We start from the raw sequence: 24261 nt of genomic DNA, 5'->3' as shown, positions 1-24261 counted from the left end.
CGAAATTATCGAAAAATAAGGGTATGAAAATATATAGTTATAGATTTTTGAACATTTTAACAGTTGCTTCTTTACTATGGCTGTCACTTCCTGTAGCAGCTCAGCAAGCGACAGAACAGTCGGATCCTGCTCCCAGGGAGCAGGTTTATTACACCATTGTAGATATTCCCATTCCAGATGGGATAGAGCTGGAGGTGGGTGGATTGGCTGTAATTCCTGATGGAAGCCTGGGAGTGGCCACCCGTAGGGGAGAAATTTGGTTAATAGAGAATCCGTATATGACTGGAACGAGGACTCCCCGGTTTGACCGTTTTGCTACCGGATTACATGAACCCCTGGGCCTGGCCTACCATGATGGAAGCTTATACGCCAGCCAACGCTCAGAACTTACCAAACTGACGGATAAGAATGGAGACCGGCAAGCTGATGCCTATGAGACGGTCGTATCCTGGCCCCTTTCGGGCAACTATCACGAATATTCCTATGGTCCCTTGTTCACCCCTGAGGGGGACATGCTTGTAAACCTGAATTTGGGTTGGATAGGACATGGCGCCAGCCTGGCAAAATGGAGGGGCTGGATGATGAAGGTGTCACCAGAGGGTAACATGGTACCGCTGGCTTCAGGCATGAGGTCTCCTGCGGGTATGGGATATAATGCAGCTGGGGATGTTTTTTATGCCGAAAACCAGGGAGATTGGGTTGGGTCAGGAAGGATCACCCATGTGGAAACCGGTGATTTTGTAGGGAACCCCGAAGGGCTGGTATGGAGTCATTTGGAAGGATCTCCTGTGAAACTGAAGCCCGAAGACATACCCGATACCGGAGATCCCATGTCAAAAGTCGCTGCAGAGATTCCTGGTTTCAAAACGCCGGCAGTTTGGTTGCCACACGGGCTGATGGGGATTTCTACCTCTGATATTCTTTTGGATCAAACAGGTGGCAACTTTGGGCCGTTTACCGATCAACTATTTGTCGGTGACCAGGGCCATAGCAAGATTGTGAGGGTTTACCTGGAAAAGGTCAATGGAGTCTATCAAGGCGTAGCCTTCCCTTTTAGAGAAGGTTTTTCTTCCGGTATATTGCGCATGGTATGGGGAAATGATGCCTCCATGTTTGTGGGAATGACCAGCAGGGGCTGGAGTTCTACCGGAAAGGAACCATTTGGTTTGCAAAGATTGGTATGGACAGGGAGAGTACCTTTTGAAATAAAAACCGTAAAAGCCCAACCGGATGGATTTGAATTGGAATTCACCCTTCCCGTGGATGCTGATGCAGCAGGAAGTACAGATTCCTATCAACTTTCCAGTTTCAATTACAAGTATCACCACAATTACGGAAGTCCGGTAATCGAGCTGGAGGAGTTGGCGCTAAAGGCAGCTCTGGTCTCTGAGGACAGGCTGAAAGTGAGATTGGTGGTGGATGGCCTGAAGGAAGGATATATCCATGAAATCAATGCTTCAGGAATCAAATCAGGGGAGAAAATGGATCTATTGCATGACGTTGGGTATTACACCCTGAATCAAATTCCTTCAGGGGAGAAAGCGAATCTTTCGGAGATAAGGAAGGCTGCTGCCAATCCACATGCTGCTCATCAGAATACCGCCGTGGCAGCCTCCAATACCGCCGGCACAACTGGAGCAGCCACCAATACTTCAAAAAGAATGACGGAAATGCCTGATACCTGGACCAATGGGCCAGACCAAAGTATCGTGATGGGCACTTTGCCCGGCTTGAAATATGATGTGGAACTTATCGAAATAAAGGCAGGCAGCAAGGTCAAGGTCACCTTCAATAACAACGACGATATGTTGCATAACCTGGTGTTTGCCATGCCAGGCACGGCCATAGAAGTGGGAGAGGCGGCCTTAGAGATGGGCTTGGAAGGCTCTCAAAAAAACTACATACCCGACTCCGACAAGGTGCTATTCCATACCAATATCCTCTCTCCGGAAACTTCAGAAACCATCTATTTTGAAGCTCCGGCTGAACCCGGTGAGTATGCTTATGTGTGTACTTTCCCGGGGCACGCCTATGTTATGCAGGGAGTGATGAGGGTTATCAAATAATGGATATGGCTGGTTTTACATTTGTATTTTGATGGTTTATCCGATTGATCAAAGTAAAATCATCAGGTACTTTCCGACCTTTCCCCGGGAGGTTTTCAATCCGGATTATGTATTAGGTTTCGTTGTAAAGGCTGAAATTGCAAGAAAATCTGGCAGTTTGGAAACTAGCACCGCTATGGTGGGGTTGAAAACTGCAACGATTGACTGATTTTGAAGGAATTTCAGTTTGCAATGGAATTCCTAATGCATATTCGGGTTCAACTCGTTTGAGATGATCCCGGAAATGGCGGGCTAAACCAAAAAACACAATCTAATTGAATTTGTCTTTCAGGAGGATTAGTCCCAGCCATTGGTGATAATTTATCATCGAACCCAGTCCATAATCATGTATCAGCCCGGATACCTTTCCAGCTCAGCTCGGTTCCACCCTGAGGTGACAGCGGCTGCCTGGTAAGTACTTTGCAGAAAATCCCAGAGCATTCCCTCCGGATCTTTCGATTGTTGCACGTCATCGTACTTCAGCATAAATTCCCCCATCTCAGCACTATAAAAAGCTTCTTTGGGAAGTACCTCCTGTTCCGCAAAACGGGGACCTGCCGGATAGGCATAGGAATAAAAGATGGCCGAGGGAAAATCTTTTGATCCCGGCCAAAAGCCAGCACTACTTACTTCTTTGGAATAGGCTTCCTGCATGACCTCTAATGGCATGTTGGGCGCTCCTCCCGGGTGTAGCGGTGCAGGACTTCCGGAAAAACGGGTAACAGCCAGATCAAAGGCTCCCCAAAACAGGTGGACCGGACTGCATTTACCGATAAACTCACTTCTGAATCGGCTAAAAACAGCCTGTACTTTGGCCATGGCCTGCCAGAGCGTCCGGGCAGCCTTGGGATCATAGGATTTGTTAATGGTATTTTCTTTGAAGGGAATGGCGGTCTCCAGTTCATTGGGACTTCCATGGATGGCTACATGGATTCCCAGATTGGAAAGTTTCTGGAATAGTTCCTCGTAAAAGTCAGCTACCGTTATGGGGCGGAGATCCAGACTCAAACTGGCTCCATGAGCACAGGAAACGTAAAGTTTATGTTGCATAAAATCAAAATCGATCTGAAAAAAGCCGCCCTGGTAGGGAATGCCTTGGGTAGTTAATCCATGGGGACTCAGGTACAGGGTGGTATGCCAGGAATGGTTTTGCCAGGGCATGGTTCGCAGCCGGATTTTGCCTACAATCTGAATCCACTGGTGGAGGGTTTCCAGGGTGTCCTGTATTTTTCCGAATTCCAATTCAGGCCAGGGTAGGGATATATCTTTTGATTCCATGGGTTTTTATTTTAATTAAAAGGTTTTTGTAGCATGGATCAATACAATATAAATTTTTATAAAAAAGTCAGGTCAATTTTATCCGTTTAAAAAACATTAAGTTATATATAGATCAAATCTAAATATACATGCAAAAATAAACTCCGTAGTGAAAGTTCAACCACAGAGTTTTTTACTACTTATGCGTTTGCAAACTGATTGCATCCAAATCCTGCGCCTGTAATAAATTCTATTGATTTGGTATTTTGATCGATAGGTTTTCCATCATTTAATACCGGAATGATGTAATCCGGATCCATTTTTGACTCCAGGTGACTTAATTTATTGCATTCACCATAATTTTCTTTGTTGGCGACCACAGGAGCCTTGGGTTCCCAGTGGTTACAATTTGAACAAACTTGATCCATAACATGTATATTTTTTGGTTACACTATATATACTACAACGATAATTAAATGTTTCCTTTATTAAAAAAAATGCTATAGTTTATAATTAAACTAAATTAAACTGTTCTTTAGATCATCCCTGCAATGTATATATATAGGTATTTAATTGAACTAAATGGTTTATCTTGTACCATAAAACGCCATATTAATAAACCCACCGCCCCATATCCTATTTCTGAGATGTTTTCCGCAGCCTGAAAACAAAAATGTACCAGGTAAGCCAACTGATCAATCCCAGCAGCAGACCGACAAACACCAGTGGTTGCCAGGAAAGGGAGTAGCGTAAAATCATAAAGGAATACATGAAGCCGCTTACAATCAGGGCAAGGCCCAAGTTGATGTATTTCCAGCTGCCCATGGGTTTGACGTTTGTCTTTTTTACTTGCCGTTTCAAGGCAATCCAAATGCCTGTGAGTACCAGAGAGGAAAGGGAAAGGCCGGCAAAAAACCAGAGGATTTTGGTGGTTAAACCTCCCCAATCACCAAAATGAAGGGGATCTGCGATATCATTCAGGTACATTACGGTGGGGATTTCCTCAGCTTTCTGTACCATTACGGGCTGATAGGATAGAGGGTCCAGGTATACCCGGTTGGCCCTGTTTCTGACTAGGGGCACATGACTTGTTCCCCGAAAATAAATAGGCTTGCTAACCTCATTGGTAGGCACAATGCCCCTGATTTGTAAACCAGGAATGGACTCCTGAGCGATCTGCGCTGCCTTGTCGTAATCCAGCTGATAGGAAAAAGCGACCGGACCGGAAGGGTCTGGCAGCTCATTTTCTAATTTTGGCGGAATTGGATTGGATATTTCGGATACTTTGCCCAGGTTGGTTCTTTCTACAAAATACCAAATACCCGTAAGGGAAAACAGGATGGCAAAGGGCACCGACCAAAGACCAACCAATCTGTGCAGGCTGCGAAAGAACATCAGTTTTCCATTTCCGGACTTCAACTCAAAAAGTTTATTCCACCATTTTTTGTAAAACATGAGTGCGGTTATAAGGGAGATGGCCAGGAAAAAGGCAAATACCAACACCATGAAATAGCCTATCTGGTAAAAGGGCATGAAGAGGTAATAGTGGAAATCACGAAAAAAACGCTGAAAGGTAACGGTAGTATCCCCCCTGACCTCTCCAGTATGTGCATCCACAAAAACATAGTGGCGCTGCCCCTGCTTGTTTACATAGACAATGTCATTCAAATACGGTTCTTTGGGCATTACCCAATAGCTGATGGCCCCATCGGGATAGGCCTTTTGCACAGCATCCACCAGCTGATTATAAGACACCCTTTCCCCATTGCCTGTGGCACGCATGCCAGGGTAAAACAGCCAGTCCATCTCATTGCTCAGGGTGGCCAGGGTACCGGAAAAGCATACTATAAAGAATAGTATGCTTAACTTGATCCCTATCCAGCTATGGATCTGAAAAAGCGTTTTTTTATTCAGTTTCACCAATAGCTGCTGTTTATTAAAAGGTATAAGAGACGGTAGTCATGATATTCCTGGGACTTCCGGGAAAGGCACGAATTACATCATAACCGCCCACCCAATGGGTCTCATTGAACAGGTTATTGACATTGATCTGGAATTGGACTTTGTTTAATTTGTAGTATAAGGCGGTGTCAAAAATTTCGTAGGATGGGAAAACATCCGGTTCGGAAGCCGATACAATAGATCCATACCGTTCGGACACATGGTTATAACCCAGACCAATACCCAGGTCTTTAAAGGAGCCCTTTTCAAAGATGTATTTGGTCCAGAGGTTTGCAGTATTTCGGGGAGCATTGGGTTTTTGTCTACCGATCACTCCCTCTATGTCTGCTTCAGTGATTTTGGCATCGTTAAAGGCATAGCCTGCGACGATGGACCAGTTGGGCAGGATATTACCGCTTACATTCAATTCAACTCCCCGGGACTGTTCTTCTCCAATTTGTTCCAATCTTTCAGGATTATTGGGATCATTTGCATTGTAAAGTCCTCCTCTTTCCACAATTTGATAAAGGGATAAGGTGGCACTCAAACGCTTGTTGAACCACTCTGATTTGGTTCCTATTTCCATCATTTCGCTGGTAAGGGGGTCAAAGGGGCCTCCTGCCTCCGGGTTAATAAAGGAAGCTGCAGATTGTGGCTGGTAGCCCTGCACCCAGGTTCCATACAGGTTGGTACTGGGATGGAGGCTGTAAACCAAACCTACCCTGGGAAGCAAAGCCTGCTGATCCACCACCTGTTCTCCCGGGCTGTTGTAATTCAGGTAATCGGTGAAATATTCCTGACGTAAACCGAGCAGAACCTTCAATGGACCTATTTCCGATTGATTCTGCAGGTAAAGTCCATGGGATTCCTGCATAAACTGATTGTATGTTACCTGATTATAAATGTATTTGCTCATGTCCCGCATGCCGTTGGCAATGGGGGAGGTGAGGTCAAAATGAGCTACGTTGGTGACGGGATTGCCGTTGTTATCGAGAACAAAATTGGCAGCATTAGCCGGGTTGTACACATTGGATGCTGTGCCATCCTGCATCAGGTAGGAGCGTGCCTCCAGCTGTGATCCTCCAGGAAGTTGTTCCTGCCGGAAGTAATCGTGTCCTACAAGCAAGGTGTTTTGTACAGCGCCAGCATTATAATCCACATTCAGGTAATTGTTGATAGAGTTGTTGTTCCAGGATCTTTTACGGATAAAAACCCGCATGGCAACCTGGGTCTCATCAAATGAGCCGTCCCCCAGGGAAGCAAAACGGTTGGATGTCCGGTGCTCCAGCAGGTCCTCATTGTAGCTGGACAATTGGTAAGTACTGTTAAAACTCACCCGGTCAGAAAATTGGTGCCGCAGGGAAAGGGTAGCATTTATAGTGGTCTCATCCAGGTAATCATTGATAGCACTCAATGACGTGGTAATGGGTGTGGAAAAAAGATTTCTGTTACCAAAGGCAGCCTGACCTCTGTCCAGACGCCCTTTCGAATCCTGATAGACAATGTCAAAATTCAGGCTGGTATGATCAGTAGGTAAAAAGGCAAAGGAGGGAGCTATCACCAGGTTTCTGCTGAACTGCAGGTCCCTGAAGCCATCTGAATTTTCAAATCCAAGGTTAAGCCGGTAAAGTAATTTCTTGTCCTCAGTCATGGTCCCGGTGAAATCTGCCAGGGTTCTGAGGGTATTGAAGCTGCCCACGGTAGTAGATATGGATTTCCTGGATTCTGCCAGGGGCTTTTTGGTTACCCGGTTAATGGATCCTCCCGGAGATGCATTTCCGAATAATGCCGATGCAGGTCCTTTGATCACTTCCACCCGTTCAATATGAGGAACCAGCTGTGGTTTCCAAAAACTGGTAAAAGTGCGCATGCCATTCAATAGGGTTCCAAAATTTCGCTGACCCTGTACCCTGAACCCCCGAATGGAAATATCATTGTAGAAAGAGAATTGATTTACCCCTGCCACATTTTTGACCACATCATTTACCGTAAATGCCACCTGGTCCAGCATTAGTTCCTTAGTGACAAAGTTGATCGAGGAGGGGACATCTTTGATGAGTGATGCTGTTTTGGTGGCAGAAAAAGTTTCCTTATTGTCGTAGCTTATTTCCCGTCTACCTGTGATCTCGACAGTTTGTAGCCCAAATAGTCCTTCCGATAACACCACATTCAGGCTTAATTCCTGGCCGGCAGCAAGGGTAACTTGTCTGCTTTCGGTTTCATAGCCTAGAGAGGAAAACAGCAGGTTGTAGCGGCGTGGGGCCAGATTGTCAATGGCAAATCTCCCTGCTGCATCCGTGATGCCACCCTGGGCCGTGCCTTCCATGGCGACAGTAACAAATTCCACCGGATTGCCGGCGGTATTGGTGACCACACCGGTAATGGTTCCTGTCTGCGCCAATAAGGCATTTGATGCCAACATTAACTGAATAGTAAATAGCAGGAGTATATGTTTCATCATTTTGATTTATTTAGATTAATTTAAAATAATAGCAAATTTGTAACTTAATTCAAAAAAGTAAAAATTATTTAGATTAAATCCAGATTGATTTTTTCTATGGATTTATATACCTAATAAATTGGTTTTTAAAAATGGGCTGACTTTGAAAAAAGAAGAGATACAGGTATTAGCCGGATGGGTCATATATTTACCTATTTTTCTTCTAACCCTGTGTTGAATGGCAGTCGGTTTAATTTTGTTTGTAATCTTGAATTTGCAGGGAATAGATGAATACTAAATATAAAGGCATCTAAATAGGCCCGGCTCGCCGGACAGGAGGCCAAGCCATGGTTTTTGACCGTTGAAATTAAAATAATGCCGGAACCGGCTTTTATTCATTGGAACGGTCAATTTTTTACCCTATCTTCACTTTTCAAGTGATGCCTGGTGAGAATAAAAACGGCGTTGAGAGGCTTGCTGATAAGTTTTCGGACAAAATTCACCTGTCTTTTCATTCCATCACCTTCAGACATGAATTACTAACAGAATATATACTGATTAACCAATCAATAGCAATGAAAAAAATTATTTACACCTTACTTTTCTTTCTTTTTACAGGCAGTATGTTCGCTCAGAGCCAAAAAGATTTCCCGGTAACGGAGGAATGGCTGGAAAAAATAGAAGCGCTGGTGCCTTCTGAACCAAGGGTGCAGGCACCGGTAAGGAAAATCATGGTTTTTTCCCAACACACCGGATTTTACCATTGGATCATTCCCCACAATGATGAAATGCTGAAAATCCTGGCAAAGAAAACAGGTGCTTTTGAGATTACCATTGCCCGGGACATTGATAGTTTCGATAAGAAAAACCTGAAGCAGTACGATGCGGTAATCCTGAATAACTCCAATCCATCCGGCCCCGACCGGGATCTTTTCGCAGACCTTTTGAAGAAAAATTCCAGTTTGGGAGAGGCCCGTATAGCTGAGTTATCCGCAGCATATGAAGGCAACTTGATGGACTATGTGGCCAAAGGTGGGGGTTTGTTCATCATGCATGGAGCGATCACCGTACAAAACAATTCCCAAAAGTTCAGTGCCATGGTAGGCGGTAGCTTTGACTATCATCCCAAGCAGCAGGAAATGCACCTGAAAGAGGTTGACTCAGGTCATCCCCTAGTCCAGGCCTTCAACGGAGAGGGTTTTACCCATATAGATGAACCCTACTTTTTTAAAAATGCTTATTTTGACTACAATTTTCGTCCGCTATTGTACATCGAAGCCGATAAGCTGGAAGGTAAGAGAGCGGAAGTAGATAACAATACCATTTATGTTGCCTGGATCAAAAGGCATGGTAAAGGCCGGGTCTTTTACAGTTCTCCTTCCCACAACGCCCAAAGTATGGACCAACCGGAGCTGCTTCAGTTTTTCCTGGATGGCCTCCAATACGTAGTGGGTGACTTGCCGGCAGATGATAGTCCGATGGATAAACCAGAATAGGTTTTAGCTTTATCTATGACAAACTGAACTGCGGACAAAATCAAATTCCGCAGTTCTCCCCTTTTTCCTATTTGCCAGGCGGTCAGATTTTCCTACCTGATAAATTATTTTTTACCGGATAGCGTATAGGCTATTTCATTGGATTGTGTAAACAGTTGTATTTGTCTTTTTACCTGTGGACAAAGATAGTACACAAGACGCATATCCATCACTCAAGCTGATTGAAGCTTTCCGGATGACTGATGTGTAAATCATAGGTATTAATCATAATTACATCCCATCATTTACTTTCAAGTATTTTTTTGATGTTTATCAAGTCTTTTGTATTGGCTTTCTTCATCTTTGTTGCCATAAGTGGAGCAAAAATTTTTGAAAAACCAGTTGGATTACCCTGGTTGCGCAGGCTCATTTTTGTTGCCTTGTCATCAATGGAGGTCCAGGTGTATGTGGTCTGCATTGGAAATGGTCCCTCTGTTGTCCGCATGACCAATTTATTTCCAGGAATTAACTCAGTAAATTCATACGTGTATGTAAGTTTTCTTCCTAAGAAATGCGCCACAAAGGCAACTTGAGAACCTACTGCAATTCCAGCTGCTATCCCATTACCGAACAGTATTGTTGACACACCCTGACCAAGATTGGCTTTACGTCTATGTTTGAATAGATAAATTAAAAGGAAAATCCCTCCCAGGACTAATCCCCCATATTTTGCATAAGAAATGAGTATTTCGATATCCAAACCTTATTTCTATTAATCACCAGTTTCGTTCAACTTGATTTTGTTGTTTGGAACCAGGTGTTTGTTTTTGGTGTTTTCGAGGGTTATCATGACTTCCGGTGTTATAGGAAACAACACCTCCAATTATCCCCCCAATTGACGCTCCTATTAAAGTGCCAATGGGTCCAAAGAAACTTCCAACAACTGCACCTCCCGTTGCCCCGGAAATTGCACTTCCCGTTGTATTCATGTGGTTAATATGTTCGTTGACATCACTCATATTTTATTTAATCTGTTACCTCTTTTAACGTCCAAAATTATGAAATGATTTTCTAAGCCGATACAAGGAATCGAGGATGAAGAAAACCTCACGCACTGGGATGATTGTCGTGGCAAGATTCTCCCGATTAAGGATCGGGACAGGCTATGCAGCCATTTAAAAACAAATTATGAACAAATGTATGTTAAATTTTTAAGCTCAAATACTAATTATCCAAAGCCCTAATGCAATAAATTGTAGCGTAAATCCAAAGAAAATAACTTTTATCCTTGGCCAAATGTAGCAGGCCCAACCCAGACTGGAACAGTGTTAGTCCAATTGTTTCATAGCAAATGTAGTGCTGTAGAGAATGAATATACATAAAAATTATGATCGTTCCAATAGGTTAAATCCTAGTCCCAGGTATGTCGGTCGATTGTCCTTGATTTTTGTTCCCTTGGGTGCATCAAGACTTCGTCGGCACAGGCAGGAGGCATTGGCAAGTCGTAATTCCCTCCCATTTTCCAAAGAGCTGGTTTGGAGTGGTAGCGTTGAGACCGCATCTCAAAATCCAGTGAAAGTGGTGGATCGTTAAAAAATAAATCCTTTGAATCATTTTGGCGATAAAATGGAAGAAGTGAAGCTGGGTATAGTTTCCCTTCTTCCACATTAATTACCTGCATCGTCCTAATATCACTTCTTCGCCTTCTTCTTCCCGGTAGCAGCTTTTTTGGGTTTGGCTTTGCCCTTTTTAGCATCACCCTGACTTTCTATAATCTCTGCAACCTCGGAAAAGGTAAGCTTCTCTGCTTCCTTGTCTTTGGGGATCTTATAATTGTCCCTGCCTTTTTTGATATAGGGTCCCCAGCGACCAAGCAGGACTTGGACCTCCGGATCTTCGTCGAAGGACTTGATGTGCTTCTTGGCATCGGCCTCCCGTTTGGCTTTGATCAAGGCTATGGCTTCTTCTTCATTGACGGAATGAGGATCATATTCCTTGCCCAGAGATACAAATTTGCCGTCATGCCGGATATAGGGTCCAAAACGGCCTATGGCTGCCACAATTTTTTTATCCTCAAAAAAGCCCACATCTCTGGGCAGCTTGAAGAGTTCCAGGGCATCTTCCAGCGTAATGCTTTCGATAAACTGCCCTTTGCGCAGGCTGGCAAATTGCTTTTCTTCATCTTCCTGTTCACCGATTTGTACCAATGGTCCGAATTTTCCCAGCCGGGCGATAACCGTTTTGCCCGTTTTGGGATCTACTCCGAGCTCCTTGGAGCTATTCACATCTGTGCGTTTGATATTTTCGGTCTGCTCCACCTTGGAGTGGAAGGCTCCGTAAAAATTCTGGATCATTTCTTCCCAGGCCTGTCCCCCCTGGGCGATGTGGTCAAATTCTTTTTCCACCTTGGCGGTAAAGGAAAAGTCAATCACGTTGGGGAAGTGCTCTACCAGAAAATCATTGACCACCATGGCAATATTGGTGGGGAAAAGTTTATTTTTTTCCGTGCCGGTAGTTTCGGTTTTTTCTGCTTCTTCGAAATGGCCATCTTGGATACGCATTTCCATATATTTTCTTGGCGTTCCCTCTCTGGATTCCTTGAGCACATAGTTACGCTTCTGAATGGTAGAGATGGTTGGCGCATAGGTGGACGGTCGTCCTATGCCCATTTCCTCCAGTTTTTTTACCAGCGATGCTTCGGTATACCGGGCAGCAGGACGGGTGAAAGATTGTCTGCCTTTCATTTCGATCAGGTCCAGAACTTGCCCTTCCTTTAATGGAGGAAGCAGGCCTTTGGCAGTTGATTCTTCTTCCTCTTCTTCATCTGTGCTTTCCAGATAGACTTTCAGAAACCCCTGAAATTTGATCACTTCCCCGCTGGCACTCAGGGTTTGGTCTGCATTGGAAATGGCAATGGAAACATTTGTTTTTTCCAGCTGGGCGTCTGCCATCTGGGAGGCTATGGCCCGCTTCCAGATGAGTTCGTATAAGCGCTGTTCATTTCGGTCTTTCCCGGCTTCAGTCACTGAAAAGTCAGTGGGGCGAATGGCTTCGTGAGCTTCCTGGGCCCCTTCAGATTTGGAAGTGAATTTTCTTTTGTGGTGGTATTCCTTCCCAAAGGCTCCTTTGATTTCTTTTTCTGCACTTGTGAGCGCATCTTCGGACAGGTTTACACTGTCGGTACGCATATAGGTGATCTTTCCGGACTCGTAAAGTTTCTGGGCGATGTTCATGGTCTGTGCCACCGAAAAATAAAGCTTCCTACTGGCTTCCTGCTGAAGGGTGGAAGTGGTAAAGGGAGCAGCAGGGCTTTTCTTCGCCGGCTTGGTTTCCAAAGATTTAATGGAAAATTCTGCTTCCAGGCACTTTTTAAGAAAAATTTCGGCTTCCTCTTTACTATCAAATTTTTTCGGTAATTCTGCTTGCAATTGTTTCCCTTCCACATCGAAAAGGGCGGTGATCTTAAAGGAAGAAGTAGCTTTGAATTTTTCTATTTCCCTTTCCCGATCTACAATAAAGCGGACGGCAACAGACTGCACCCTTCCGGCAGATAGACCTGCTTTGATTTTTTTCCACAGTACAGGGGATAGCTCAAATCCCACCAGGCGATCCAAAATCCGCCTTGCCTGCTGGGCGTTGACGAGGTCCAGGTCTATTTTTCTGGGTGATTCCAGGGCTTTGATAATGGCAGATTTGGTGATTTCCCGGAATACTATTCTTTTGGTATTTTCATCTTTAAGGTCAAGCACTTCCTTTAAATGCCAGGAAATGGCTTCTCCCTCCCGGTCATCGTCACTTGCCAGGAAGATGGTCTCAGCCTCCTTTACCAGTTTTTTTAATTCCCTGATTACTTCCTTTTTATCTGGGCTGACCTCATAGGTAGGTTTGAATTTATTTTTAATGTCGATGGCATTTTCCCCTTTGGGCAGGTCCCGCACATGCCCGTAGCTGGAAGTGACCTTGAAGTCTTTTCCCAGGTAACCTTCTATGGTCTTGGCTTTTGCTGGTGACTCGACAATGACTAAATTCTTTGGCATGGTTTGCTTGTTTAGAGATAAAAATACTAAGGAGCAGGAATTATCCCCTTATTATGGCCTAAAAATAGATGTCATATAATTCTCTTCCAAATATTCAACCAAAGCAATTTTTTTTGCCGGCATAATTTCAAGATATTTAATTTTCATTTCAGATATCAATTTTGGTTTATGGTAAAGGAACTTTTACTCGCCCGACATGGTGCAGCCACCTCTCCCGACATCAGTGCTATCGATGCAGATCGGAAACTGACACCATCGGGAATCCAACAAGTGGAAAGGCTTGGACACATGCTGGGTATCAATGGACAGAAATGTCAATTGCTGGTGCATAGCCCTGCCTTGCGATGCCGCCTGACAGCTGAAATACTTGGCAAGTACCTGAAGCCAGCCAACCGGCTGGTCATACCTTCTATTTACCGGGCCGGGCGGGACGAATTACTTGCTATTATCAATGCGTTTTCTAAAACATCAGATCATGTGTTGCTCGTAGGACATAACCCGGCTATCAGCATGATTGCTTCCTATCTAACAGGAGAGGGACATCTAATGTTTTCTCCGGGCATGATGGCCCGGCTTCATTTTCAAGATATGGGATGGGATATGTTGTCAGGAAATACCGGTACCCTGGAGGAGATACTTCAGTAGTCTGGCTTTATCCTACAGCTTTTATTTTACATTTCACCAATTCAATCAAGACATGAGTAATAAACAAAAAAATGACCCATTCACGGATTTTGATCCCAATGGCATAGGGATTTCCGGTAAATTATTTGGACTTCCCTTTGAACCGGTAAACAGTGAGGTGGTCATTCTTCCCGTTCCCTGGGAAGTGACGGTTTCCTATCATTCAGGAACGGCCCAGGGCCCGGAAGCCATTCTGGCAGCCTCCCAACAGGTGGATCTTTTTCAGGAAGACATCAAAGATGCATGGAAGCTGGGTGTCTGCCTATTGCCAATTGATGAAAACCTGCAGGCAGACAATAACAAGTACCGCCTGCTTGCGGGCAATTATATTCAATGGCTGGCGGAAGGAGCTTTGGAAATTCATGGGGAGCGATTTGCGGCCGTTCCGGATATCATCAACAGGGCTTGTGAAGAAATGAACGATTGGGTATACCAACAGGCCCGCAACTACCTGAAAGAAGGAAAGGTTTTTGGACTTTTGGGAGGAGACCACAGCACCCCTTTGGGAGCTATCCGTGCCTTGGCTGACCATCATTCCACTTTCGGAATACTGCAAATAGATGCCCATGCAGACTTGCGATCGGCTTACGAGGGATTTGACTATTCACACGCCTCCATAGCCCATAATTTTCTGAAAATCCCCCAGGTAGACCGTTTGGTTCAGGTAGGTATCCGGGATTATTGCGAGGAAGAATGGACGGTGATCCATTCAGATGAAAGGATTCGGCTATTTTCCGATAGCCAATTGAAAGCGCAATTGTTTGAAGGCAGAACCTGGATATCCATTTGCCAGGAGATGGTGGCCAATTTACCCGAAAAGGTTTACTTGACCATTGACATTGATGGGTTAAACCCCGCCCTTTGCCCCCATACGGGCACTCCTGTTCCCGGAGGCCTGGATTTTCAGCAGCTGGATTACCTACTCAAAACATTGGTGAAATCCGGGAGGCAAGTGATTGGTTTCGATCTGGTAGAGGTAGCTCCCGGGCCGGAAAAAAGTGATTGGGATGCGAATGTTGGGGCCAGGGTACTTTACCGCATGGTCAACCTGGCGGCCGTTTCTCAGGGCAAGTTAAACTGGTTGTAGGTTTTCTAATCAAACTTTTCCAAAGTTTGAAACTTTGGAAAAGTTTCGGTTTACCTGAAAAATTTCCCGTACGGGAAAAAGAAATTATTGTCCGCATTTTTCCGATATTTGCAGTTTGATTTTTCCTGATGAAGAAGCGCACTCCATTTTGGCAATTATTATCGGAATCTATCCGCGGCAATGAGCAGGACTACACAAGGATCCCTATCAAATCGGGGATCGTCCTGTTGGCCGTTCCCATGATCCTGGAAATGATCATGGAGTCCCTATTTGCTGTGGTGGATATATTTTTTGTGGGTCGGCTTGGGGAACATGCCGTCGCCACGGTGGGGTTGACAGAGGCTGTGCTGACGATCATTTATTCATTGGGGGTCGGGATCAGCATGGCCGGTACGGCCATGGTGGCGAGGAGATTCGGAGAAAAAAAATTCCAGCGGGCAGGTACCGTTGCCTTCCAGTTGCTCCTGGTAGGTATATTGGCATCTCTACTCCTGGGAGCAGGGGGCTTTATCTATGCCGGGGAGATCCTTTCGCTGATGGGTGCAGAGGACCAGGTTCTGGAAACGGGAAAGACCTATACGGAAATCATTTTCCTGGGCAATACGGCCATCATGCTGCTTTTTCTGATCAATGGCATATTCAGGGGTGCCGGAGCAGCCCATCTGGCCATGAGGGCCCTGTGGATATCCAATGGGTTGAATATTGTATTGGATCCGCTGTTGATTTTCGGATTGGGTTCTTTTGAAGGTTTTGGACTGGTGGGAGCTGCCTGGGCCACCACCCTTGGACGAAGTGTCGGGGTTGTGTACCAATTGTATCATTTGTTCAATGGCAGGCACCGGCTGGTCATAAACCGGACAAACCTGCGGGTTCGATGGGAGACCCTGAAAAAAATCATTCACATTTCTGCCGGAGGAATGGGGCAATTTTTAGTGGATTCAGCAGCCTGGATAGTACTCACAAGGATTGCGTCTGAATTTGGGAGTGCAGCAGTAGCGGGCTATACCATTGCTTTTCGGGTCCTCTTGTTTAGTCTGATGCCGGCCTGGGGCCTTTCAGCTGCTGCTGCTACCCTGGTAGGACAGAACCTGGGAGCAGGAAAAGCCTTTCGGGCCGAGATTTCTACATTCCTGACAGCCCGGTATAACTTTATCTTTCTGGCAGCAGTCACCTTGGTTTACCTTTTGTTTGCAGATAACCTGGCAGGATTTTTTGCCCTGGAAGAGGAGGTCCGTAACGTTGCAGCCTCAGGGTTAAAAATCACGGTACTGGGATATATTTTTTATGCCGTAGGCATGGTGATGGTGCAGGCCTTTAACGGGGCAGGAGATACCAAAACACCCGCCTACATCAATATCGGCGTGTTTTGGCTGTTGGAAATTCCACTGGCATATGCCCTGGCCATCACTTATGGTCTGGAAACCAAAGGCATATTTATCAGTATAGCCATTTGCCATTCACTCCATGCCATGATTGCCTTGTGGTTTTTCAGAAAGGGAAACTGGAAATTCGCAAAAGCCTGACAGAGGATGGCAGCAACGGTAGGGAGGTGCAATGACCTGGAATGTAAAAAAACAGGAGGAAAGGGCTGTCCTTCCTTCGCTTTTCTGTTATATTAAAGCTTCAATATACCCAAATGATATGAATCGATTTCCACAAATCATCTCTGCCGATGCGGCCGCTCAATTGATTAAGGATGGGCAGACCATTTGCATAGGCGGAGGAGGTGCCGGGCACAATATTCCCGATGAATTACTAAAGGCCATTGGCCGTCGTTACCTGCAATCGCAATCTCCCTCAAACCTGACCATCATCCACCCTTGTGGTCTGGGGGATTCGGATCAGTTGGGACTGAATCATTTGGCCCATGTAGGTTTGCCTAAAAGGGTAATCGGCGGATTTTTCGGCAATGCGCCCAAAATGGTAAGTCTGACCCGGAACAATGACATCGAAGCTTATAATTTTCCCCAGGGGGTATTGAGTCACCTGATGCGGACTACCGCAGGAGGAGAAAAAGGATTGCTGACCAAGACCGGTCTACATACCTTTGTGGATCCCAGGTTGGATGGAGGTAAGATCAATACCAGAGCCGGTGAGGAGCTAGTGGAATTGGTGGAGATTTCGGGTGACTTTTACCTTTTTTACCGGGCGCATCCCATTGATGTGGCCTTGATTCGGGGAACCAGCCTGGACCAAAATGGCAACCTGTCCATGGAAGGGGAAGTGGGTAGTTTTGCCATGCTTTCCGAAGCTCAGGCGGCTAAGGTCAACAAGGGGATTGTGATTGCCCAGGTAAAATCCATCCGCAGGGACCACTGTACACCTGCCATGCAGGTCAAAGTCCCGGGTGCATGGATTGATTATGTGGTGGAAGTACCTGATCAGCCCATGACCTACCTGACCACTTATGATGCCTCACTTATTCGCAAGGATGCACCCGTTACCGAAGAGGAAAGTTTGCGGCTGTCCGGTATTAAAAGGATTATCAGCAGGAGGGGGGCCAGGGAATTGTTCCCGGGTGCTTTTGTCAATCTGGGGTATGGCATGTCTGACGGTATACCCATAGTTGCCAGGCAGGAAGGTATATTTGATCAACTTACCTTTATGATTGAACAAGGTCCTTTGGGAGGTATCCCTACTACAGGCTTGAATTTTGGTGCCATGTACCAGCCGGATGCCATATTGGATGATGGTTACCAATTCGATTTTTTTCATGGTGGTGGATTGGACATGGCCTTTTTAGGCTTTGCACAGGTGGATCAATCGGGTAATGTGAATTCCAGCAAGTTTGGAGATAAAATTACAGGATGTGGGGGATTTATAGACATTTCCCAACACAGCAAAAAGGTAGTGTTTTGTGGAAGCTTTGCCGCCAAAGCCGATGTGGAGTGGAGTGAAGAAGGCATTAAAATCAGGGACCCCGGTAAATTCAAGAAATTTGTCCCTGAGGTGGAGCAGGTAACCTTTAGTGGAAAATATGCCTTTGAAAAGGGGCAGGAGGTCTATTACCTGACAGAAAGAGCCGTATTCAAATTGACGGCGGATGGCTTGTTACTAACGGAAATTGCACCGGGAGCAAGGCTGGAAGCAGATATCCTTGACATGATGGATTTCGTGCCTGCCATTGCTGAAAACCTTAAAACCATGGACCAGAGTATTTTCGAAGAGGACAGGCTCCATTTACCTGGTTTTACAACTTAAACTGACCATGAAAACTGCTAGCATAGAAAATTACAAAGAAGGGCAAACCCAATTTATTGTGTTTAACCGGCCGGAAAAATATAACTGTTTTGGCCTGCCGGAACTGGATGCCATTCAACAAATCCTAAAGCGTGCCGAGAATGATGAAGAAATCAGGTCAGTAGCATTTAGGGGAAAGGGGGACAAAGCCTTTTCGACCGGAGCAGACCTCAACCAGTTTACCGCTTTGGATCAAAAAGGCTTGATCCATTGGATTAAAACCGGGCATGAAGTATTCAATGCGGTGGCAGCTTTCCCAAAACCTACCCTGGCGCTGATACAGGGCTATGCCCTTGGGGGAGGATTGGAACTTGCGCTTGCCTGCGATTTCAGACTGGCTGGTCCCGGGGCTGTGTTTGGAAGTCCGGAGCTTCGGCACGGTTGGCTGCCGGGATGGGGAGGGATTCACCGGTTAAACCAACTGATAGGCGAAGCCAATGCAAAAGAGCTGGTTTTTTTGGCAGAAAAACTGGATGCTGATGCAGCCTTGAACCTGGGTCTTGTCAACAGGGTTTTTCCAAAGGAAAGGTGGCAGGAAGAAACCACTGCATGGTTAGCAAAACTGAATCAGTTGGACCCTGATGCATTTAAAATGGCCAAGGCAGTGTTTTCTACCCATACCAAAACAGGAGATCAAAGCATTTGGTACGATGTGCTCAGTACGCTCTATTCCCGATCGAAGGAGTAAGCTTTTGATGTAGCAGGAAGGGATAGGTTTTTTTTGCTGTGCGGTAAAAAAAACTACCGGTATATGAGAGGACCGGTAGTTGAGTTAGGTTCAATAGGTAAGGATAAGATAAAATTTTTATTTTCCTCACTTTCTTGTGTCAAATGTATCGTCTTCCTTTCTAAAAGAAGGTACGCATATGTAACCAATAAGGGTATAAAATGTTAATACCGACCATATCTTGCCAAATGGAAGGCTTTTTCTTTTTTTGGGGAGCAAAAAATACCGCTGTAAATCAATAAAAGGTAGTCAGTACTACCAGCCGGTCTTTTTCTGAGAGATTTATTTCATGACCTTTGGCCGGGTTTAACAACAGGTGGTTTCCTGCTTCGTCTTCCCGATCCAGGTAGACGCCCAGCACGGTTTCCCCATGAGCGCTAGCCAGTGATTCGAGTTCAAAAAAGCGTATTTTCCCAAGAGAAACCCCGTATTCCATGAGGTCCCGGAAAATAATTTCTGCCCCTCCAACAGTGAAAAGTTCATTGTAGATACTATTGAGTTCCTGCTGCAGGGCAATTCCTGCCAGCAAATGGCTCAATACCATGGGACTGATGATGACTTCACTCTGAAAACGTTTGATGAGCGATTCGTTGCTGGGGTCTGACAATTCAATCAACACAGACGGTCTTTTATTGGCTTTCTCCAGCACCTCTTCGAGTAATACATAGCCTACCATGGTCCTGGCATCTGCCTCCTCTTCCTCTTCAAGTCGGTCACTACTTACCAGCAGTATGTGGTCAAAGGTTTCAGCTTCAATTTTTCTGATTTCAGATTCCCGGATAAAATCTGCTACCACATGTTCCACCCTTACCCGGTTGTTGTCCTCTTCTAAGAATGCCAGGTCCTTTTCCCTTTCTGATACGGGACGCAGGGTGATAAGTCGGATAAAATAATTCTCATCTTCATAGGTACCCAATTCCCTGATAAGGGAAGGTACATGTTCATTCCATCCCAAAATCAAAATCCGGTTGGGGCTTTGCTGTTCTTCCACAGGCAGCAGGCCGACAAACGGGGCAGGCGCTTCCTTTGTTGCAACCCTATCCCTTCGCCAAACCAAATCTGTAGAACTTCTGGCTAGCAGGACCAGAAGATCTCCATCTTCCAGTACCTTTTCATCAGGCAGGTTTAGGTGAGGAGCAAAATTGTCCCCATCTGTTTTGATTATGCCCAACACCACCGCTTTGGTAAATGCTTTTTTTAAAAGACCTATGGGTTGGCCAATTAATTCAGGAAATGCCTGTGAAAACAAATTGCTATCATCCACCTGTGAGAGGATTTCATTGTAGACTTCCGAAAGCCCCGGATGCCGGATGTTTTGGGCCATTAGCCTGCTGATGATGGTGTTACTGCCCACGACTTCCAGCGGACCTGTGTAGGACCTGCGGGCGGCATTGATCTTGTTTTCGTCTTGTATTTCTGCTACTACATAAGGCAGCTTGTGGTAGTTTTGGGCATTGGCCTCAGCATTTAATGAAAGCAGGCATTTGATGGTTTCTATATCAGGATTGATCAGTTCCTTTCTTCCATATGCCAAACTGGGGATAATGATACAAGACGCATTCAGGCTATCCACCCGGCGCAGGTGTTCCCGGTCTATGGCCAGCCCGGTTCGCAATACAATTTCATGGGCCCGGCTTCCGATCATGGGATGGTCTTTTAGTTCCTGCATTTGAAAAGGACTGACCTCTTCTGAGAGGATGATCAACCGTAACTTTTTGGTATCGTATTTTTCCAGAAACCGCCTGATTCTACCCACAGACTGGAAAATTTCAGCTGCAATGTGAATGGTCCTGTTTGACCAACCCAGAATTAAAATGTGGTTGTTGGCTGTTACCGGAGTCAGACCCTGTTCCAAATGCCTGATTTTCCGATTCATCCAGGTGGTGATAACTGCCACCAGTGAGCCCAGAAAGACCACATAGCCGGCTACCGTTATCAGGGTTGAAATAAATCTTCGCCAATTGCCTTCATCGTCGCCCAGGTACCCGGGGTCACTAAGCCGTAAAAAAGCCCACCATACGGATTCACCAAAAGTAGCCGTGGGTGCCCCCGATGGCATGACCAATATTCCCCCTATGATGGATATCAGTCCGATCAGTGCTGCCACCAGCAATAACTGAAAATGGGCTCCCTTTACCAATTGCCTTTCCAGGGTGAAGATAATTTTCTGCCGGATCCTGGGTCTTTTTATATGCATGCTGGTTTTTTAAAAAGCAAAACTTTCCCAATTTAGCCATTTCAATAGAATTAGCTAAGGATTTTTTCATTCCTTCAGGGAGTAAATGATAAGCTGATGATGGAACTGAAAAATCACTTGCTGTTGACCTGATTTTGCCCCATGTACTTACCGGTAGGTTCGGGTAGAAAATTTCACAGGTGAAATAGAGCATTACGAATCAGGTTCTATTCAATTAACCTGAAATCCTTTACCTTCTTGCCCTCAAGGTTCTTTTGCCATTTTTCGAACAAGGGCTTCTCCATGTCCATCTCCCTGTACGCATCCGGGCTCATGATCGGAATACCTTTGACAATGGGATATATCCGTGTGCAATGGGGGCAATGCAACCAGCCCTCCAGGATTTTTCCTTCTGTATCTTCAGAAACCCGGGTCAGTGTCAAATCTGAATGGTCAAATGGGCAACACAATTTATTGATGGTGGCTATTTTCATTAAATGGAGTGTTTTGTAATTTAAGTAAATAGGCTTCTATGGCCTTGCAGGGATCGGCTGCCTGCATGATGCCTGAAATGACAGCTACTCCTGAATGGGATAGCTCATTTAGTTTTGACAAGTTATGCAGGTTGATTCCACCGGCCAGAAAAAGGGGGAGCTTGCTGGATTTTTGGGTTTTCCGTATTGTTTCAAAGGAAACCAAATCACAACTATTGGCAGTAGCTGAGGGAAAAACAGAGCAAAAGGAAAGGTAATCAAAGCCTTTTTCTTCTGCCTGGTTAATGAGGTCCTGGTCATTGTTACAGGTGATTCCGAAAAGGGTGTCTTCAGGCAGATTCTTTCTGATGGCCTCCAGGTTTTCCGGGATTTGATCAAAATGCACCCCATCTGAACCCGTATCCTTTATCCATTTCCAACGGTTATTGACCAATACGGGAAAAGGGTGTGGGCGAACCAGCCGACAGACCTTCCGGATAAACTTTTGGCCATCCTGGGATGGTCTGAAATGGTCCCATACCTGAAGAGCAATGATGGGGTACCGCCCGATCTTTTCCAGTACATCGAAAAGTTCGTTTTCCGGCTTTGATGCGGGATCGATTATCAGGTAAATCCCTTTTTCTGTTTGAAGGTTTAGTTTTTTCATTTCCAGCCTTGTTTGTATGCGTTCGAAAAAGCGGCCCAGTAAGGATCGGTTTTTTGGTAATCAAGTGGCCGGGATGAGCCATCATCCTCCAGCAGCACCATCCCCCCGGAGTTTTCGGTTAATTCACCTACAACAGTACAGCGGATTCCTTTTGCTCTTATCCGGTCATGAATAAGCCGAACCCTGGATTTATCACAGCTGATGATCATAGAACCCGCACCGATACATCGCATGGGGTCGAGATCAAATAGGTTGCAAATGGCTTGTTGGACCGGACCTACCGGGACCTTATCTTTCTCCAGGCGTACCCCACAGCCTGAAGCAGCAGCCAGCTCATAGATAGCTCCTGATATGCCTCCTTCCGTTACATCATGCATGGCAGTCACTACCTTTTCCCCAGGGCTGCCTGCAGCAGCCAGGGCCTCCTCCAGAGAGGAGGTGTTATAAAAGGATGCACAGGCTTTTTGGTAAGTTTCATTTCCCAGTTTATCCTTGATGGTTTTCGGAAAACTCATGGCCAGGATAGCTGAGGAGGACAAAGCGGCGGTTTTGGTAACCAGGAGCACATCTCCAGGGCGGGCTTGGTTGGCCGTCAGGGCCTGGTCTTTGGGGAGGATGCTTATGAAAGTTCCCCCTCCGGCTATGGTCGAGTTTTGCCCCTCAACAAAACCGGTATGTCCACCAGTGATGGCCATGCCAATGTTCTGGCAGTAATGATGGATATGCTCCCAGTAAATTTTGAAATCATCCCTGGAGAAACCAGCTGGCAAATTCAGTACAAACTGGCCATATTGCGGCGCAAAACCTGTGGTGGCCATGTCATTGGCCATTAATTGCACAGACAGCCAGGCCGATTCCTGTAATCCAAGCGTTGGAATCAAGGACAAGGGATCGCTGGTCAATGCCATGACCTGTTGTCCCGGTAGTTCCACAAGGGATACGTCCCTGCCAAAGCCGGGTTTTACCAAAACCTCTTCCCTGTAGGCCCCACATCGTGAGGCGATAAAGTCTTCCAACAAAGACTCATCTATTTTACCCAGTTGATCAGCCATTTTATTCGACATCATGAAGTTGAACATATAAACCAAAAAAATCCCCGTAGGGCAGCCCCCATTGCTGGACCGGAAACCATTTGGGCAAGCCGGTGCAGGACCATTCTATGGAATAAGTTCTTCCCTTTAAGGCCTCCTGGATGATTTGTATAAGTTTGTCCGGGGTATAAAAGGTAGCTGTCACATAAAAGGGGTTTTTTCCGAATAGCTGCTGAACCCTCCTGCGCAGCACTTTGGGGGAGTTTCTGTTCATCATGCCCATGGCGATTCCGTATTTGCCCACCCGGGCCGCTTCCCTGATTACCTTTACAGGGTCCTTGTAGTATTCAAAAGTAGTAATAAAAGCAAGGGCATCGAACGTATGGTCTTTAAAGGGCATGTGGTGGGAATCTGCCATCACCAGGTCTCCCTCAAAAAGGTGGATTGCCTGGGAAAGCATCAGGGGAGAGATGTCTCCACCGGAGGCTTCAATACCAATTTCTTGCCACCATCGGGTAAACCGGGTGGTACCACATCCGAATTCCAAGAGGGTTTTGATTCTGCTGTCTTTGGATACCAACTGTTCCATAACCTTTTTCTGCCAGATTTCCGCCCTTTTGTACCGCCCTTCGTACCACAATTCATAGGTATCGGTGTGCTTGCGGTTAAAAAACCATTCCGGCCGGTTTTGCCAGTTTTGCTTGTTTTGAGGTATCAGTCCGCCAGTCGTTTTTTCAAGTTCCATATTGTCTTTGTCTGTAAATAAAAATTCCATTCTCGGCAATACCAGGGAATGGAGCTACAAATTACAATTGGAATTCTGGCTTGCATCCCTACGTTGGCATTATCCAAATCAGGTTTCGGGTTTGATCTCAGCCGGAATAAATTCCAGCACCCCGTGCGTTTATTTCTTTGGTCAAA

At 45.6% G+C, this 24261-nt stretch carries 19 protein-coding genes and 1 riboswitch; of the genes, 7 read left to right on the top strand and 12 right to left on the bottom strand.

The window, feature by feature from the left end; translation table 11 throughout:
* The first annotated feature begins 23 nt into the window (after nucleotides 1–23).
* The gene (locus tag GL182_RS11240; protein WP_163379781.1) at nucleotides 24–2066 is read left to right on the top strand and encodes a plastocyanin/azurin family copper-binding protein; all 2043 of its coding nucleotides are present in this window, start codon (nucleotides 24–26) and stop codon (nucleotides 2064–2066) included.
* Nucleotides 2067–2456: 390 nt separating this feature from the next.
* Here the strand turns inward: GL182_RS11240 and GL182_RS11235 are convergent, their stop codons facing one another.
* From GL182_RS11235 to GL182_RS11220, 4 genes are all read right to left on the bottom strand, one after another.
* Nucleotides 2457–3383 (bottom strand): DUF5996 family protein, encoded by a 927-nt coding sequence (locus tag GL182_RS11235; RefSeq protein ID WP_163379780.1) that lies wholly within the window; start codon nucleotides 3381–3383, stop codon nucleotides 2457–2459.
* Nucleotides 3384–3562: 179 nt separating this feature from the next.
* The gene (locus GL182_RS11230; protein WP_163379779.1) at nucleotides 3563–3790 is read right to left on the bottom strand and encodes a hypothetical protein; all 228 of its coding nucleotides are present in this window, start codon (nucleotides 3788–3790) and stop codon (nucleotides 3563–3565) included.
* Between the two features lie 208 nt (nucleotides 3791–3998).
* On the bottom strand, nucleotides 3999–5282 hold the full coding sequence (locus GL182_RS11225; RefSeq protein ID WP_163379778.1) for a PepSY-associated TM helix domain-containing protein: 1284 nt from the start codon (nucleotides 5280–5282) through the stop codon (nucleotides 3999–4001).
* 16 nt (nucleotides 5283–5298) lie between these two features.
* Nucleotides 5299–7764, bottom strand: a complete 2466-nt coding sequence (locus GL182_RS11220) for a TonB-dependent receptor (protein WP_240469788.1) — start codon at nucleotides 7762–7764, stop codon at nucleotides 5299–5301.
* 554 nt (nucleotides 7765–8318) lie between these two features.
* Between GL182_RS11220 and GL182_RS11215 the strand changes: the two genes are divergently transcribed.
* Nucleotides 8319–9239: a ThuA domain-containing protein gene (locus tag GL182_RS11215; protein WP_163379777.1), complete on the top strand. Its 921-nt coding sequence runs from the start codon at nucleotides 8319–8321 to the stop codon at nucleotides 9237–9239.
* A gap of 280 nt (nucleotides 9240–9519) precedes the next feature.
* On the opposite strand, the gene GL182_RS11210 is transcribed toward GL182_RS11215, so the two are convergent.
* The 3 genes from GL182_RS11210 to topA form a co-directional block, all read right to left on the bottom strand.
* Nucleotides 9520–9978 (bottom strand): hypothetical protein, encoded by a 459-nt coding sequence (locus GL182_RS11210; RefSeq protein ID WP_163379776.1) that lies wholly within the window; start codon nucleotides 9976–9978, stop codon nucleotides 9520–9522.
* A gap of 16 nt (nucleotides 9979–9994) precedes the next feature.
* Complete coding sequence (locus GL182_RS11205; protein WP_163379775.1) at nucleotides 9995–10237, bottom strand: hypothetical protein; 243 nt, start codon at nucleotides 10235–10237, stop codon at nucleotides 9995–9997.
* A gap of 672 nt (nucleotides 10238–10909) precedes the next feature.
* Nucleotides 10910–13255, bottom strand: a complete 2346-nt coding sequence (gene topA / locus GL182_RS11200; protein WP_163379774.1) for a type I DNA topoisomerase — start codon at nucleotides 13253–13255, stop codon at nucleotides 10910–10912.
* A gap of 168 nt (nucleotides 13256–13423) precedes the next feature.
* On the opposite strand from topA, the gene GL182_RS11195 reads away from it, so the two are divergent.
* The 5 genes from GL182_RS11195 to GL182_RS11175 all read left to right on the top strand — a co-directional run bounded on the left by GL182_RS11195 (nucleotide 13424) and on the right by GL182_RS11175 (nucleotide 18954).
* Complete coding sequence (locus GL182_RS11195; RefSeq protein WP_163379773.1) at nucleotides 13424–13900, top strand: SixA phosphatase family protein; 477 nt, start codon at nucleotides 13424–13426, stop codon at nucleotides 13898–13900.
* Between the two features lie 52 nt (nucleotides 13901–13952).
* Nucleotides 13953–15026, top strand: a complete 1074-nt coding sequence (locus tag GL182_RS11190; protein WP_163379772.1) for an agmatinase family protein — start codon at nucleotides 13953–13955, stop codon at nucleotides 15024–15026.
* A 128-nt stretch (nucleotides 15027–15154) separates the two neighbouring features.
* On the top strand, nucleotides 15155–16549 hold the full coding sequence (locus tag GL182_RS11185; RefSeq protein ID WP_163379771.1) for an MATE family efflux transporter: 1395 nt from the start codon (nucleotides 15155–15157) through the stop codon (nucleotides 16547–16549).
* A gap of 118 nt (nucleotides 16550–16667) precedes the next feature.
* The gene (locus tag GL182_RS11180) at nucleotides 16668–18227 is read left to right on the top strand and encodes an acyl CoA:acetate/3-ketoacid CoA transferase (RefSeq protein ID WP_163379770.1); all 1560 of its coding nucleotides are present in this window, start codon (nucleotides 16668–16670) and stop codon (nucleotides 18225–18227) included.
* Between the two features lie 7 nt (nucleotides 18228–18234).
* On the top strand, nucleotides 18235–18954 hold the full coding sequence (locus GL182_RS11175) for an enoyl-CoA hydratase/isomerase family protein (protein ID WP_163379769.1): 720 nt from the start codon (nucleotides 18235–18237) through the stop codon (nucleotides 18952–18954).
* A gap of 274 nt (nucleotides 18955–19228) precedes the next feature.
* On the opposite strand, the gene GL182_RS11170 is transcribed toward GL182_RS11175, so the two are convergent.
* From GL182_RS11170 to GL182_RS11150, 5 genes are all read right to left on the bottom strand, one after another.
* On the bottom strand, nucleotides 19229–21190 hold the full coding sequence (locus GL182_RS11170) for a CASTOR/POLLUX-related putative ion channel (protein ID WP_163379768.1): 1962 nt from the start codon (nucleotides 21188–21190) through the stop codon (nucleotides 19229–19231).
* 206 nt (nucleotides 21191–21396) lie between these two features.
* Nucleotides 21397–21663 (bottom strand): Trm112 family protein, encoded by a 267-nt coding sequence (locus tag GL182_RS11165; RefSeq protein ID WP_163379767.1) that lies wholly within the window; start codon nucleotides 21661–21663, stop codon nucleotides 21397–21399.
* On the bottom strand, nucleotides 21641–22309 hold the full coding sequence (locus GL182_RS11160; protein WP_163379766.1) for a thiamine phosphate synthase: 669 nt from the start codon (nucleotides 22307–22309) through the stop codon (nucleotides 21641–21643). Before GL182_RS11160 ends, GL182_RS11165 begins: the two co-directional genes overlap by 23 nt.
* Complete coding sequence (locus tag GL182_RS11155; RefSeq protein WP_240469787.1) at nucleotides 22306–23376, bottom strand: AIR synthase family protein; 1071 nt, start codon at nucleotides 23374–23376, stop codon at nucleotides 22306–22308. The genes GL182_RS11160 and GL182_RS11155 overlap by 4 nt, the downstream gene beginning before the upstream one ends.
* Nucleotides 23363–24085: a class I SAM-dependent methyltransferase gene (locus GL182_RS11150; protein WP_163379765.1), complete on the bottom strand. Its 723-nt coding sequence runs from the start codon at nucleotides 24083–24085 to the stop codon at nucleotides 23363–23365. Before GL182_RS11150 ends, GL182_RS11155 begins: the two co-directional genes overlap by 14 nt.
* A gap of 68 nt (nucleotides 24086–24153) precedes the next feature.
* Nucleotides 24154–24249, bottom strand: a riboswitch (TPP riboswitch).
* Nucleotides 24250–24261 lie beyond the last annotated feature (12 nt).

Source organism: Cyclobacterium sp. SYSU L10401 (genome assembly GCF_010993705.1).
Taxonomy (GTDB): Bacteria; Bacteroidota; Bacteroidia; order Cytophagales; family Cyclobacteriaceae; genus Cyclobacterium.
Note: the sequence above shows the minus strand (reverse complement) of the source record. Positions and strands in the feature narration are given on the sequence as shown.

Excerpts from the sequence above, each read along its gene's own strand:
- GL182_RS11190 (WP_163379772.1), top strand. The coding sequence starts at position 13,953 with ATGAGTAATAAACAAAAAAATGACCCATTCACGGATTTTGATCCCAAT.
- GL182_RS11230 (WP_163379779.1), bottom strand. The coding sequence starts at position 3,790 with ATGGATCAAGTTTGTTCAAATTGTAACCACTGGGAACCCAAGGCTCCT.
- GL182_RS11195 (WP_163379773.1), top strand. The coding sequence starts at position 13,424 with ATGGTAAAGGAACTTTTACTCGCCCGACATGGTGCAGCCACCTCTCCC.
- topA (WP_163379774.1), bottom strand. The coding sequence starts at position 13,255 with ATGCCAAAGAATTTAGTCATTGTCGAGTCACCAGCAAAAGCCAAGACC.
- GL182_RS11160 (WP_163379766.1), bottom strand. The coding sequence starts at position 22,309 with ATGAAAAAACTAAACCTTCAAACAGAAAAAGGGATTTACCTGATAATC.
- GL182_RS11215 (WP_163379777.1), top strand. The coding sequence starts at position 8,319 with ATGAAAAAAATTATTTACACCTTACTTTTCTTTCTTTTTACAGGCAGT.
- GL182_RS11240 (WP_163379781.1), top strand. The coding sequence starts at position 24 with ATGAAAATATATAGTTATAGATTTTTGAACATTTTAACAGTTGCTTCT.
- GL182_RS11175 (WP_163379769.1), top strand. The coding sequence starts at position 18,235 with ATGAAAACTGCTAGCATAGAAAATTACAAAGAAGGGCAAACCCAATTT.
- GL182_RS11165 (WP_163379767.1), bottom strand. The coding sequence starts at position 21,663 with ATGAAAATAGCCACCATCAATAAATTGTGTTGCCCATTTGACCATTCA.
- GL182_RS11235 (WP_163379780.1), bottom strand. The coding sequence starts at position 3,383 with ATGGAATCAAAAGATATATCCCTACCCTGGCCTGAATTGGAATTCGGA.
- GL182_RS11150 (WP_163379765.1), bottom strand. The coding sequence starts at position 24,085 with ATGGAACTTGAAAAAACGACTGGCGGACTGATACCTCAAAACAAGCAA.
- GL182_RS11205 (WP_163379775.1), bottom strand. The coding sequence starts at position 10,237 with ATGAGTGATGTCAACGAACATATTAACCACATGAATACAACGGGAAGT.
- GL182_RS11180 (WP_163379770.1), top strand. The coding sequence starts at position 16,668 with ATGAATCGATTTCCACAAATCATCTCTGCCGATGCGGCCGCTCAATTG.
- GL182_RS11220 (WP_240469788.1), bottom strand. The coding sequence starts at position 7,764 with ATGATGAAACATATACTCCTGCTATTTACTATTCAGTTAATGTTGGCA.
- GL182_RS11185 (WP_163379771.1), top strand. The coding sequence starts at position 15,155 with ATGAAGAAGCGCACTCCATTTTGGCAATTATTATCGGAATCTATCCGC.
- GL182_RS11155 (WP_240469787.1), bottom strand. The coding sequence starts at position 23,376 with ATGATGTCGAATAAAATGGCTGATCAACTGGGTAAAATAGATGAGTCT.
- GL182_RS11170 (WP_163379768.1), bottom strand. The coding sequence starts at position 21,190 with ATGCATATAAAAAGACCCAGGATCCGGCAGAAAATTATCTTCACCCTG.